The sequence below is a fragment of the Niveibacterium sp. genome, from assembly GCF_041909475.1.
GTDB lineage: Bacteria > Pseudomonadota > Gammaproteobacteria > Burkholderiales > Rhodocyclaceae > Niveibacterium.
This window is the reverse complement of the sequence record NZ_JAYRDJ010000001.1, coordinates 252,202-265,269: the sequence shown is the minus strand read 5'-3', so window position 1 is coordinate 265,269 and position 13,068 is coordinate 252,202. Positions and strand designations below refer to the sequence as shown.

At 63.6% G+C, this 13,068-nt stretch carries 12 protein-coding genes; 6 read left to right on the top strand and 6 right to left on the bottom strand.

What is annotated here, in order from left to right; genetic code table 11:
• Positions 1-14: 14 nt before the first annotated feature.
• The gene (locus ACE3P0_RS01190; protein WP_374399006.1) at positions 15-1,754 is read right to left on the bottom strand and encodes a PHA/PHB synthase family protein; all 1,740 of its coding nucleotides are present in this window, start codon (positions 1,752-1,754) and stop codon (positions 15-17) included.
• A 160-nt stretch (positions 1,755-1,914) separates the two neighbouring features.
• Here ACE3P0_RS01190 and ACE3P0_RS01185 point away from each other — a divergent pair, with 160 nt between their 5' ends.
• Positions 1,915-2,130: a hypothetical protein gene (locus ACE3P0_RS01185; protein WP_374399004.1), complete on the top strand. Its 216-nt coding sequence runs from the start codon at positions 1,915-1,917 to the stop codon at positions 2,128-2,130.
• Here the strand turns inward: ACE3P0_RS01185 and pgeF are convergent.
• Together pgeF and rluD are read right to left on the bottom strand one after the other, a co-directional pair.
• The gene (gene pgeF, locus ACE3P0_RS01180; protein WP_374399002.1) at positions 2,096-2,842 is read right to left on the bottom strand and encodes a peptidoglycan editing factor PgeF; all 747 of its coding nucleotides are present in this window, start codon (positions 2,840-2,842) and stop codon (positions 2,096-2,098) included. The genes ACE3P0_RS01185 and pgeF overlap by 35 nt on opposite strands.
• Positions 2,835-3,806, bottom strand: a complete 972-nt coding sequence (rluD, locus tag ACE3P0_RS01175; RefSeq protein ID WP_374399362.1) for a 23S rRNA pseudouridine(1911/1915/1917) synthase RluD — start codon at positions 3,804-3,806, stop codon at positions 2,835-2,837. The genes pgeF and rluD overlap by 8 nt, the downstream gene beginning before the upstream one ends.
• A gap of 82 nt (positions 3,807-3,888) precedes the next feature.
• On the opposite strand from rluD, the gene ACE3P0_RS01170 reads away from it, so the two are divergent.
• Both ACE3P0_RS01170 and ACE3P0_RS01165 read left to right on the top strand, forming a co-directional pair.
• Complete coding sequence (locus tag ACE3P0_RS01170) at positions 3,889-4,635, top strand: outer membrane protein assembly factor BamD (RefSeq protein ID WP_374399000.1); 747 nt, start codon at positions 3,889-3,891, stop codon at positions 4,633-4,635.
• 12 nt (positions 4,636-4,647) lie between these two features.
• The gene (locus ACE3P0_RS01165; protein WP_374398998.1) at positions 4,648-5,172 is read left to right on the top strand and encodes a DUF2946 family protein; all 525 of its coding nucleotides are present in this window, start codon (positions 4,648-4,650) and stop codon (positions 5,170-5,172) included.
• Between the two features lie 6 nt (positions 5,173-5,178).
• Here the strand turns inward: ACE3P0_RS01165 and ACE3P0_RS01160 are convergent, their stop codons facing one another.
• Together ACE3P0_RS01160 and ACE3P0_RS01155 are read right to left on the bottom strand one after the other, a co-directional pair.
• A complete protein-coding gene (locus tag ACE3P0_RS01160; protein ID WP_374398996.1) occupies positions 5,179-6,963 on the bottom strand; it encodes a M61 family metallopeptidase in 1,785 nt (594 codons plus the stop codon).
• Positions 6,964-6,974: 11 nt separating this feature from the next.
• Positions 6,975-8,969: a M3 family metallopeptidase gene (locus ACE3P0_RS01155; RefSeq protein WP_374398994.1), complete on the bottom strand. Its 1,995-nt coding sequence runs from the start codon at positions 8,967-8,969 to the stop codon at positions 6,975-6,977.
• Between the two features lie 198 nt (positions 8,970-9,167).
• On the opposite strand from ACE3P0_RS01155, the gene aat reads away from it, so the two are divergent.
• The 3 genes from aat to ACE3P0_RS01140 are packed head-to-tail and all read left to right on the top strand — an operon-like array spanning position 9,168 to position 12,041.
• Positions 9,168-9,887: a leucyl/phenylalanyl-tRNA--protein transferase gene (gene aat / locus ACE3P0_RS01150; RefSeq protein WP_374398993.1), complete on the top strand. Its 720-nt coding sequence runs from the start codon at positions 9,168-9,170 to the stop codon at positions 9,885-9,887.
• Positions 9,884-10,630 carry an arginyltransferase gene (locus tag ACE3P0_RS01145; RefSeq protein ID WP_374398991.1) on the top strand — a complete coding sequence of 249 codons (747 nt, stop codon included), beginning with the start codon at positions 9,884-9,886 and terminating at the stop codon, positions 10,628-10,630. The genes aat and ACE3P0_RS01145 overlap by 4 nt, the downstream gene beginning before the upstream one ends.
• Positions 10,631-10,661: 31 nt before the next feature.
• Complete coding sequence (locus ACE3P0_RS01140; RefSeq protein WP_374398989.1) at positions 10,662-12,041, top strand: FAD-binding oxidoreductase; 1,380 nt, start codon at positions 10,662-10,664, stop codon at positions 12,039-12,041.
• Positions 12,042-12,083: 42 nt separating this feature from the next.
• On the opposite strand, the gene ACE3P0_RS01135 is transcribed toward ACE3P0_RS01140, so the two are convergent.
• Entirely contained in the window at positions 12,084-12,977 is an 894-nt protein-coding gene (locus ACE3P0_RS01135; protein WP_374398987.1) for a THxN family PEP-CTERM protein, read from the bottom strand.
• Positions 12,978-13,068: the final 91 nt, after the last annotated feature.

Below are 13,068 nucleotides of genomic sequence, written 5' to 3'. Positions count from 1 at the left end.
TGCAAAGGCCCTTGTCAGGCGGGCTCTTTAACGTACCGGCCGGGGGCCGGTTCGATTTCCTTGTATTTCCGGTCCCCGGCACGCTTGGGCGCGCCAACCAGCGCACCGCTGCGCGCCTTGAGCCAATCGATCCAGTGCGGCCACCAGCTGCCGCGCTGCTCGGATGCCGTCGCCAGCCAATCTTCCGCGATCGCCGTGTTGTTGGTGCCGACCCAGTAGCTGCGGCGGTTCTTAGCCGCAGGGTTGATGACGCCGGCAATGTGCCCACTCGCACCCAGCACGAAAGTGGTATCCCCGCCGAGCAAGCGGCGTCCGAGATAGGACGAACGCCACGGCACGATGTGGTCTTCCCGTGTCGCAAAAACATAGACTGGGCAGGTAACACGCCCAAGATCCACCGGCACACCACACATCGACAAACGCCCCGGCACGCGCAGATTGTTTTCGAGGTACATGTTGCGCAGATACCAGGCCGCGAAGGGGCCGGGCAGATTTGTACTGTCGGAATTCCAGTACAGCAGATCGAAAGCCGGCGGTACGTTGCCCTTGAGGTATTTGTCGACGACGTAGTTCCAGATCAGATCGTTCGGCCGCAACGCCGAGAACACGCTGGAAAGCTCTCGCCCGGCCAGCAATCCGCCCTGCCCGATCGTGTTCTCGCGCGTGGCCACGCTCGCCTCGTCAACAAAGCAGGCCAGATCGCCGGAATCCTCGAAATCCAGCAGCGTCGTCAGCAGCGTCAGACTCTCGACCGGCAATTCGCCACGCGCAGCGGCCACCGCCAGTGCGCTACTGGTCAGCGTGCCGCCGACGCAGAAACCGAGGATGTTCGGTTTCTCGCATTTGCTGACGGCCTGCACCACTTCGAGCGCGCGCAGCACGCCGTCCTCAATGTAGTCGTCCCAGCCGAGGCGCCCTTGTGCCTGCTGCGGATTGCGCCACGAAACCAGGAAGGTCGTGACGCCCTGCGACACTGCGTACTGTACGAAGGAGTTTTCCGGCTGCAGATCGAGGATGTAGTACTTGTTGATACAGGGCGGCACGATCAGCAGCGGGCGCTCGCAGACCTCGCCCGTCTGCGGTGCATACTGGATCAACTGCATCACTTCGTTTTCAAAGATCACCGCGCCCGGCGTTACTGCAAGGTTTCGCCCCACCTCGAATGCGCTCTCGTCGGTCATCGCGATGCGACCCTTTTCGAGATCCGCAATCATGTTGAGGATGCCGCGCGTGATGCTCTCGCCCTTGCTGGCGATTGCCTTCTCGACAAATTCAGGATTGGTCGCCGCAAAGTTCGCCGGGCTCATCGCATCCACATACTGGCGAATGAGAAACTGCATCCGGCTCTTCGCCTGCTTGTCCGCCACCGGCAACACGTCGGCCGCACGGGTCAGAAACGCGGCATTCAACAAGTAGGCTTGACGCATGTAGTCGAACAGCGGGCTGCCAACCCAGGCGGGGGCGGCAAAGCGGCGGTCGGCATCATGCGGCACCACCGGCGTGTAAGGTTCGTCGGGCTTGCGTTGTACGAGCCCGGCCCACAGCCGCGCGTGCTGTTCCGCAATTTCTTGCTGGAGCTTCGTGAGTGGCTGTGAATCGGCCGCGGCGGCCTCAAGCGGCGCAATGTTGATTCCAGCCTGTTTCAGCATTTCCTGCTGACGCGAGGCAAAATCGAACAGGCCTTGCATCATGCCCTGACCGGCCTTGAGCCAGACGGAGGCATCGAAAGCGGGCTGCTCACTGGACACTGACATTGTGTTCTCCACGTCAAAATACTCGCCGCTCACCGCACGCCGAGGCTTATAACAGCCCAAGCAGCCAGATTTGGCGCGGGTTTCGGCGGATTTTTGCACTGCACAAAACTTCTGGTCAAGCAGCGCACAGCGCCGCCCCACTTAAACGCACAATACAAGCATGTATATCGCCGCAATTGCCTGGATTTACGTCGCGCTGATGGCCGCAGTCGGCGCCCAATCGGTCGTCGGCGGGGTAATGACCTTTCTCGGCTTCACGCTCCCGCTCGCGTTGGTGCTCTGGCTTGCGGGCACCGGCGCACGGCGCCGCAGACGGGCGGAGCGCGAAGCAAAGGAAGCGCTCACCCCCCCGCAAGATCCCCCGCAATCCAGATGAACGCCCCCATCCTGCCGCATACGCCGTCTCGCCGATAGGAAAAGAACCGCGTCGGATCGGTCACCGTGCAGACGCCGCCGCCGAAGATCGCATCCGCCCCCAAACCCGCACGGACCAAGCGCGCACGCGCGAGCCCGAAGATATCGGCAAACCAGCGATCGCCCTCGCCCTGCCGGAAGCACACCGCATCGTGCGGTGCCTTCGCTACGAACGCGTCGCGAACTTCAGGCCCGACCTCAAAGCGATCGGGCCCGATGGCTGGCCCCAGCCATGCGATGACGGCAGAGCTCGGCGTACCCATTTTCGTCAGCGTTGCTTCCAATACACCGTCGAGCAGACCACGCCACCCCGCGTGCGCCGCAGCCACCACTGTCCCGGTTCGGTCGCAGAACAGAACCGGGAGACAATCCGCGACCATCACCACGCAAGGCGTATTGGCCACGACCGTGAACGCTGCGTCAGCCTTGCGCTCAGGCGTCGCCGCCGCATCAACCACCGTCACACCATGCACCTGATCGAGCCAACAGGGCTCCCCCGGCAGCATGGCGCGCAGGCGTGCGCGATTCGTGCTGACGGCCGCCGGATCGTCCCCGACATGCGTCCCCAAGTTCAGTTCAGCGTAGGGGGCGAGGCTGACGCCTCCCTTGCGAGTGGTAAAAACTGCATGCACCGAGGGCGGCGCTGGCCAATCCGGGACAATCCAGTCACTCATCCCCACGCTCCGCACGCAAGGTTTCCATCAAACTTTGGAAGTCGGCCGGCAAGGCGGATTCCCACGACATCGCTTCGCCTGTCTTGGGATGAATCAATCCGAGCTTCCATGCGTGCAGGGCCTGTCGATGGAACTCCGGCAATCCGCGCCCGCCACCGTAGAGGGTGTCACCCACCAATGGGTGCCCGAGATGGGCCATGTGCACGCGAATCTGATGTGTGCGCCCAGTCTCAAGGCTGCATTCGACCAGGGTGCAGCGATCAAAGCGTTCGCGCACTGCGACATGCGTGCGCGCCTCGCGCGCGCCCTGCACCACCGCCATACGCGTACGTTGCGTCGGGTGACGGCCGATCGGCGCGTCGACCAGCGTGTTGCGCGGCACGACACCGCGCGCCAGCGCGAGATACTGCCGCTTGACCGTTCGCGCCTGCAGCTGGCGGACGAGGTCGGTCTGCGCGAGCACATTGCGCGCAACCACCATCAGGCCGCTCGTGTCCTTGTCCAGCCGATGCACGATACCGGCACGCGGCAACTGGGCCGCGTCGGGAACGCGGTATAGCAGCGCGTTGAGCATCGTGCCGCTCCAGTTCCCGCTCCCCGGATGGACCACCAGACCGGCGGGCTTGTCGATGACGAGGATGTCGGCATCCTCGAACACAATTGATAACGGAATATTCTCCGGACTTGCCGCCACCACATCGAGCGGCGGCGGCTCAGTCAATTCGAGCCGTTCCGACCCACGAAGCTTGCGCTTAGGGTCCGCGACGAGTGCCCCATCAACCGTAAGGCGGCCATCGCGGATCCAGGCCTGGAGCCGGTTGCGGGAATGCTCCGGAACGAGACGCGCTAGTGTTTGATCGAGCCGGCTGCCGGCTTCCGTATCGGGCACGCAGAGCTGTCGAACCGTTGACGCGTCGGGGTCTAGCTCGTCGCATCCGTTATAATCGTCGCTTTGTTCACTCACGGGTGCTTTGATGCCGTTTTTGCGAGCGCGTAGTGTAGCCGCAAGCCTGCTGCTTTCGGTTTCGATCGCCGGTTGCTCCACAATGAGCTCCTGGTTCGAATCGGACAAAGGCGGCAAGATCGACCAGCGCCCTGCCGAAGAGATTTACGCCGACGCCAAGGACAACCTCGAAGCAGGTACCTACGAGCGCGCGGTCAAGCTGTTCGAGCAACTGGAAGCCAAGTACCCGTATGGCCGCTATGCCCAGCAGGCGCAGCTGGAAATCGCCTACGCGTACTACAAGGCACAGGATCCAGCGCAGGCCTCGGCGGCAATCGAGCGCTTCATCAAGCTGCACCCGAATCATCCGAACGTCGATTACGCCTACTATCTGAAGGGCCTGATCACCTTCAATGAAGATCAAGGCTTCGTTGGCGCGATTGGTCAGCAAGACCTGACCGAACGGGACCCGAAAGCCGCGCTTGATTCGTTCCAAGCCTTCAAGGAGCTCGCGACGCGCTTCCCGGACAGTCGCTACGCAGAAGATGCCAAGATCCGCATGGCGTATCTGGTGAATGCGCTGGCAAAGCATGAGATCAGCGTCGCGCGCTATTACCAGAACCGCAACGCCTTCCTCGCTGCCGCGAACAGAGCGCAAACAACAATCAAGAACTTCCCGAACTCCCCCTCGGTGGAAGAAGCGCTTGCCATCATGATCTTCAGCTACGACAAGCTGGGCATGAAAGACTTGGCAGCGGACACTCGCCGCGTGCTGGCGCTCAACTATCCGCAAAGCCGCTACAACAAGGATGTAAATCCTGATGCGCGGCCGTGGTGGAAGATCTGGTAAGCACCTGATCTCATGGACGAGGCGGTCCTGCGGTCCCTCGTTCGTTGGCCTGATGTACCGGCCTGCTACGGCTGGCTCTCGCTGGATCGTGCCGGCCGCTGGCGCCTGCAGGGCGAAGTGGTGCGCCATCGCGGCTTGGCCGAATTCATCTGCCGCAACTACCTGCATGACGACGCCGGCCAGTGGTTCTTCCAGAACGGGCCGCAGCGCGTCTACGTGACGCTCGATTACACGCCATGGGTGTTCGGCTGGAACGCGGCGACGCCCAACCTTCTGATCAGTCATAGCGGCCGAACAGCAAACGCGCGTGCGGCATTTGTCGACGAACACGGCGCACTGCTGATTGACACCGATCTTGGTGTCGGGCTGCTCGCAAGCCAGGATCTGGTCGCTCTGTCAGACCAGCTACAGCTGGGAGACGACCTTCGACACGGCACGCTCGCGCTCGGCGAGCGGACCGTACCCGTTCATCCGATTCAGGCAGCCGAGGTGGCCGCCCGATTCCATTTCAATCCGAGCCCTACGTCGCAGGCCTGACAGCCCTTAACGTCGGCCGATCCAGGCCTCACGCAAACTCGCCACCGATTTTGCGACGCGCGTATCCTCGACGAGCTTTGCCTTTGTAGGAGACGGCGCTGCCAACTGTAGCCTCGTTTCAAACAACTCATCGCGACGGAAGGCATGTACCGATACGGCCGCACCGGGCTGCATGCGGGCGAGACGCGCATCGAGACCGCCGGCCTTCACGCGCAAACCGTCCAGCGCAACGAGCAGATCCCCTGCCGATAGACCAGCCGCATGGGCCGGACCACCAGCGAACACCTGCGCGAGCTTGATCGATTCGCCCTCGTTCGATAGCTTGGCGCCAATCGAGGGCAGGTCACCATCCGCCTCCCAACTGAGTGACACCCCGAGCGGCCGCAGCAGTTTCGCAAGCGGCAGATCCTCGCAGCCCTCGGTCGCCTGCCGCAGTAAGCGGGAGACATCAATGCAGGTCGCCTCACGCATCAAAGCAGGCAACGCGGACTCTGGCACCCCGGAACCGTCGCCGTAGCGCGACCAAAGCAAGCGCATCAAATCATCCAGCGACTTCGCCCCGCCACTCTTGGCGCGCAGGGCGAGATCGAGCGCCAGCGCCACCAGCGAGCCCTTCGCGTAGTAGCTGACGATCGCATTCGGCGCGTTCTCATCCTGACGGTAATACTTGATCCAGGCATCGAACGAGGACTCAGCCACCGATTGCAGCGTACGGCCCGCGCCACGCTGAACGGCGGAAATTGTCTTCGCCAGCATGCCGAGGTATTCGTCGCGAGTGATCAGACCCGCACGTACCAGTGCGAGATCGTCGTAGTACGAGGTAAAACCTTCAAACAGCCACAGCAGCCGGGTGTAGTTCTCCTGCTGAAGGTCATAGGGCGCAAAGGCAGCCGGCTTGATGCGCTTGACGTTCCAGGCATGGAAGTACTCGTGGCTGCACAGGCCTAGGAAGCCGCGGTAGGCCTCGGTCGTCTCCTTCATGCCAACGAAAGGCAGATCGTTCCGCGACGCCAGCAAGGCCGTCGAATCCCGGTGCTCCAGGCCGCCATAGCCCTCACCTACGACGGTCAGCATGAACAAATACCGGGCGAAAGGCGGTGGCTCGTCGCCAAACAAGGCGCATTGCGCCTCGCAAGCCTTGGCAAGATCAGCCGTTAGCCGTTCGAGGTCGCAGTCGTGGCGGCCGTTGATGGCAAAGTCGTGCGTCACGCCGCGCACATCAAAACTCGCCCAAGTCAGGCGCCCCATTTCGACCGGGTGGTCGATCAGAGCATCGTAATCGGCTGCCACATACCAGCCGAAACCCCGACGTTTCGCGCCGCCTCGTCCGCTCGCCTCTGGCAGCGTGGTGGCGACCGTCCAATCGCGCACACCGGCCGGCGCGTCGATCCGAACGCGATGCGGCAGCGCCTCGCGACCGACCACACGCAGAAACACCTGCGTGCCATTGAAGAATCCGTGGCTCTGGTCGAGGTGCGCACAGCGCACCGACAGATCCCACGCATAAACCGCGTACTGCAGGCGCACGGTTTTCGCGCCGCCCGGCACCCGCCCGACTACCCAGGTGTGCTTGTCACGCTTCTCGATCGCAACAGGCTCGCCGTCGATCTCCGCCTTCAACCACACGACGTTGCGGGCGAACTCGCGCACCATGTAGCTCCCCGGAATCCAGGCCGGCAGCACGAACTGCATGCCGGTTTCCGGGGCGTCCGCCTCCAGCGTCACCTCGAACAGGTGCGCAGCCGGGTCTGCCGGCGTGATGGTGTAGCGGATATCTTGATGCACACTCATGCGCAACGTCCTCAGGGCTTGCCGTTGATGCGATTGAAGAAGGCCCGGTTGTCGGGCTTGCGGCCGAGGAACTGCGTGACCAGTTCGGTCGGCGGGACCTCACCACCGCGCTCCAGGATGGTGCTGCGATAACGGGCGCCAACCTTGACGTCCATTGCGTCCTTGCCGAAGGCGGTCAGCATGTCGAGCCCCAGCGCCATCGCCCACATGTAGCCGTAGTAGCCGGCCGCATAACCACCCAGCAGGTGGCCAAAATTGGCCGGTTGCAGCGTGCCGTCGACGGTGCCAAGCGGCGTCTCCGCCTCCATCGCACGCCACACCGAAAGGGCCTCGCCCGGCTTCGCACCGGCCAATGCCATGTCGTAGCGCGAGTAGAAGTTCTGCCGCGCGAACCAGATGCCTTTGCCGAAGCGGCTGGCAGCCTCAAGCCGTGCGATCAGCTTGGCATCCAGCGGCTTGCAAGTCGGGCACACCGCACTGAAGCGGCGTGTGACTTCGGGCCGCCACGGCCATTCCTGGAACATCATCGACGGCGCTTCGACGAAATCGCGCCGCACTGAGGTGCCGGCATCCATCGCGTAGCGGGTCTGCGACAGCACGCCGTGCAGGATGTGGCCGAACTCGTGGAACAGCGTCTCCACTTCGTCCTGACTGAATCCCTCACGCGAGAAGTTGGCCACCATCACCGACACCGGCGTCGAGCCCGCCGCGGTGCTCACCTGGCGCACCGGGAACGCCGCCGCGTGCTTGTACTTGCCCTCGCGCGGGAACAGGTCGAGGTAGAAGCTCGACAGGTAACGCCCGGTCTTCGCGTCGATCACGTCGTAGGGGCGCACATCGTTGTGCCAAACCGGCAGTGTGCTGTTGGCCTTGAAGCGCAGGCCGTAGAGGCGGCTGCTCACGTCAAGCAGCCAGGCAACGGTCGGCTCGGTCGGAAATTGCGCACGAACCTGCTGCGGGTCGACGCTGAAGCGCTCGCGTTTGACGAGGTTGTCGTAGAAATCGACGTCCCAACGCTTCAGTTCAGCGTCCGCCTGGCCAGTGAATTTACGCTTGGCGTCGCGCAGCACGGCGATATCGGACCGCTCCACCGGCGCCACCGCTGCCTGCATCTCGGCAAGGAAGCGTTCCACGGTCTCCGGGGTGCCGGCCATGCGGGTGCGCAACTGCCATGCGGCGTAACTGGGCAGGCCGAAGAGCCCTGCGATCTCGGTGCGCAAGCCATCCACTTCGTTGAGGATCGCGAGGTTGCGCTCACCGCCACGGCGGAAGAACTCAACGTAGAAACGCTGGCGTGTCGTCTCGTTCTTCGCGTTCTGCAGGATCGCGTCGCGATCCGGGTAGTCGAGCCCGATCTGATAAGCGCCCTGCTCGTTCTTCTTGGCCAATTCGAGGTAGGCCGCGGGCACGCCGTCGAGCTCGGCAGCCGTGAAGCTGACGCGCGTCGTCACATCGCGCACATTGCGGTTGTACTCCTGCGCCAGCAATTCGATCCGTTCGAAGATCGTGCGCAGGCGCTCGCGGCGCGCGGGATCGAGCCCGATACCGCGATCTTCGAAGTCCTCGAGGATACGGCTGAGCGCGTTGCGTTCGACCGCATCCTGCCCCTGCGCTGCCTTGATCACTCGGAACAACGCCTCGCTCTGCAGGTATTCGTTGTCGAACGCGGCCAGCTTCAGCGTGCAGGCCTCGGATGCGGTGCGTACCGCCGCCTCGGGATGCGTCTCCGCCGCGAGCGACAGTGGGCCAACCAGCGCGTACTCGTCGAGCGCTAGCCGATTCCAGCCGTTCAACACGGTTGCGGCGGAAAGCTTGCCCGGAGGGATGGCTTCCAGCGCCTTCACCTGCGCACGCAGCGACGACACGGCCTCGTCACAGCGCTGCGGAATCTGCTCGGCGCTCGGGATGCTGATCATCCCCTGCATGGCCGGCACCGCTGCCGCGTAGGCCGGCAACATCGCACTCGCACCCAACAACAGACTCACACAGGCAAGACTCTTTCGCATTGCATGCTCCAGGTTCGGCGCAGCCCGGCATTGCAGCTGCAACAAGGTGTCAAAGTTCCTGATCATGCCGTTGCCCCGCCGCACCAGCGTTCGCGAGCGCGGCAGCCGCATGCGAATTGGCGACGCGCCGGCGCACTGGCGTTGCCAGCGCGGCACGCGGCCTATACTCGTGCCGATATCCATCGCCACGCGCGCCCCATGATCGATTGGCTAGACCCGCATCGCCCCGACTTCCCGCCGCTGACACGCGCGCTGCGCGAGCCCAACGGGCTGCTCGCGGCCGGCGGGCAACTCGCACCGGACTGGCTGCTCGCCGCATACCGCTGCGGCATCTTTCCGTGGTTTTCGCCCGGCGATCCGATCCTCTGGTGGAGCCCCGATCCACGCATGGTGTTGTTGCCACGCGAATTCAAATGCTCACGCTCGCTGCGCAGGACCTTGCGCCGCGGCGAGTTTGAAATCCGCTGCGATACTGCGTTTGCCGACGTGATCGCCGCCTGCGCCGCACCGCGTGAACCGGGCGGCGGCACCTGGATCACCGACGCGATGCAGGCTGCCTATTGCGACATGCACGAGCTCGGGTGGGCGCACAGCGTCGAGAGCTGGCAGGACGGCGAACTGGTCGGCGGCCTCTACGGCATGGCCATCGGCAAGGTTTTTTTCGGCGAATCGATGTTCGCGCGCCGCACCGACGCATCGAAAGCCGCCCTCGCCCATCTGGTGCGCGACCTTGAACGGCGCGATTTCAAGGTGATAGATTGCCAGATGAACACTGCACACTTGGCCTCGCTCGGGGGGAGAGAGGTTCCGCGCTCGGACTTCGCAGCGCTGCTGGCAACCCACGCTGCCAGTGCGCAACCCGCCCGCTGGCAGCGCACACAAATGCAGGACATTGACTGGGGGGACATGCAAGCATGACTTTGCTGAAAGACCTGCCCTACGCGTTTCTGCAGTTCTACGCCACGGCGCCTTACGCCTGCTCCTACCTGCCGGACCGCATTGCGCGCTCGCAGGTCGCGACACCGGGCCACATGATCGACACCCCGCTCTACAGCGATCTGCTGCGCAACGGCTTTCGCCGCAGCGGCGTATTTACCTACCGGCCGCACTGCGACACTTGCCGCGCCTGCGTACCGGTGCGTGTACCGGTGGATCGTTTCCTGCCGGCGCGCAGCCAGCGCCGCGCAGCGCAGCGCAATACGGGGCTCGTCGCCGCCGAGCATCCACTGGTGTTCAACGAAGAACACTACGAGCTCTACCAGCGCTACCAGGCCAGCAGGCATGCCGGTGGCGGCATGGACCAGGACAGCCGCGAGCAGTACTCGCACTTCCTGTTGCAAAGCCACATCGATACACGGCTGATCGAGTTCCGCGAGAACGGCGTGCTGCGCATGGTCAGCATCGTCGACTGCCTAACCGACGGGCTCTCCAGCGTCTACACCTTCTACGACACGGACCTCGAATCCGCGAGCCTCGGCACCTTCGCGATCCTGTGGCAGATCGATGCATGCCGCCGCTCGGGCCTGCCCTATCTATACCTTGGCTACTGGATCCGGGACAGTCGAAAGATGAACTACAAGTCGCGATTCCGCCCGCTCGAAGGACGCGTCGACGGCCTCTGGCGGGAACTCACCGACAGCGACTTCGAAACGCTTGGCTGAACGCAGCCCGCGCTTGCAGGACTCGACAACCATGAGCCAACTCCCCGCTGCGCTGATCGAAACGCTTGAGCACCTGTTGCCGGGTCGCATCAGCGTTGCGCATGCGGTGCGCGAGCACCACGGCCGCGATGAATCGCACTTTCCGCCAGCGCTACCGGACGCCGTGGTGTTTCCACACAGCACCGAGGAAGTTGCCGCGATTGCGCGCGCCTGCCATGCGGCCGGCGTGCCGATGATTCCGTTTGGCGCCGGCTCCTCGCTGGAAGGTCATGTGCTCGCGGTGCGGGGCGGGGTATCCATCGATCTCACACAGATGAACCGTATCGTCGCCCTGCACGCAGAGGACTTCGATGTCACCGTGCAACCCGGCGTCACCCGCAAGCAGCTCAACGCCGAGATCCGCGACAGCGGGCTGTTCTTCCCGGTCGATCCGGGCGCCGACGCCACGCTCGGCGGTATGGCTGCAACGCGCGCTTCGGGCACGAACGCGGTGCGCTACGGCACGATGCGTGAGAACCTGCTCGGCGCCACCGCCGTGCTGGCCGACGGGCGCGTGCTGCGCACCGGCAGCCGCGCGCGAAAGAGTGCGGCCGGTTACGACCTTGCGCGCCTGCTGGTCGGCTCCGAGGGCACGCTGGCCATCATCACCGAACTCACGCTGAAGCTCTACCCGGTGCCGGAAGCGATCGCCGCCGCGGTGTGCTGCTTCCCCAGCGTGCATGACGCGGTGCGCTGCGTGATCCAGACGATCCAGCTCGGTGTGCCGGTTGCCCGCATCGAACTGGTCGACACGCTGTCGGTCAAGGCGATCAATGCCTACAGCAAGACCACGCTGCACGAAGCGCCAACCTTGTTTTTCGAATTCCACGGCAGCACGGCGGGTGTCGACGAGCAGGCGCACATCGTGCAGGAGGTATCGAAAGAATTCGGTGGCACCGAATTTTCATGGGCGAATCGGCCGGAAGACCGTACCCGGCTATGGCAGGCCCGCCACGACGCCTACTTCGCCTGCATCAATCTGAAGCCCGGCTGGCGATCACTGACGACCGACGTCTGCGTACCGATCTCGCGCCTTGCGGACTGCATCGCCGCGACGCGCAACGATATCGAGGCGAACGGGCTGATCGCGCCGATCCTGGGCCATGTCGGCGATGGCAACTTCCATGTGCTGGTGCTGACCGACCCTGCCGACCCCGCCGCGAACGCACGCGCCGAAGCCTTTCATGATCGTCTCGTGCGCCGTGCGCTGGACTTTGAAGGCACCTGCACCGGTGAGCACGGCATCGGTTTCGGCAAGGCCCAGTTTCTGGCGCTGGAACACGGCAACACGGCGGTATCGGTGATGCGTGCGATCAAGCAGGCGCTCGACCCGATGAATCTGCTCAACCCAGGCAAAGTCTTGCCGGAATGAAAAACGGCGGGTTGCCCCGCCGTTTTCTTCCACCGTTGCCGGTCAGCTCCCGTTGCGATGTTGCCGCCAGGCAAGCAGCGCCAGCGCGGCACCCAGCAAGCCGAGCGCGGCCGGTTCCGGCGTTTCGTAAGGTCTGTCGGTGATCTCGAAGTACACTTGGAACTCGTTGCTGAGGCCTTCCACCGTCGTGAAGCCGAGGCAACCATTCGCCACGCCCACCGCGCCACATGCGGCGTTCGTCAGCACATCAACCCCGTCCACCCGCACCTTGGCGTTGTAGAGATCGGCGCCGTACGCAAAGGTCTGGTTGAAGGTTTTGTCGACCGGGTTAAAGCCCGCACCTGCTACGTCGATCACGAAGATGTCGTTACACGGGATCGGGCTGGCCACTTCGCATGAACCGTCGTTGTCGGTTTCAAGGAAGTGAATCGCGAACAGCAGCGCCGGCGCATCGAAACCCGGCAGATCCGGTACCAGCGGATCGAGGTTCACCATGTCGAACAGCGTTGCGCTGCGCAGCGACGGTGCATACACCGGGAAGTTGTTGTGCACCACCTTCACGGTCGCCACTTCACCGCCGTTGGTCATCAGCGAGCCGGTTTCACGCCCGTTCGTCGCGGCACCAACCGACAGCGAGGACTGTCCGCCCGCGCTCGCCGGAATCCCCCACGCAAGCTTCGAATAAACGTTGCCAACGGTCGAGAAATCGAACCCGCCGCCGCCCTGCAAACCGATGATGCCGTTCTCGGCACTCAGGCGCGCGTTCGCCGCGCTGCCGGTGATGCCCGCCGTGCCGCCGTTGGTATCGGTGTAGGCGATGAAGCCTGAGTCAATCGTGAAGCCCCATTCCGAAATCGCGGCGGACTGAGCCGGCGCTGCGGCGAGGCCAAAACCCGCAGCGGCAAGGGCCGCGATCGCTTGGTTCAGACGTCTCATGACACCCTCCTTTGACACCCAAAGGCGTTTGCCATGTACCAAGCATCAGGCGTACCCAAGCGCCAACCCGCTGAATAACGGTCGCTTTTCT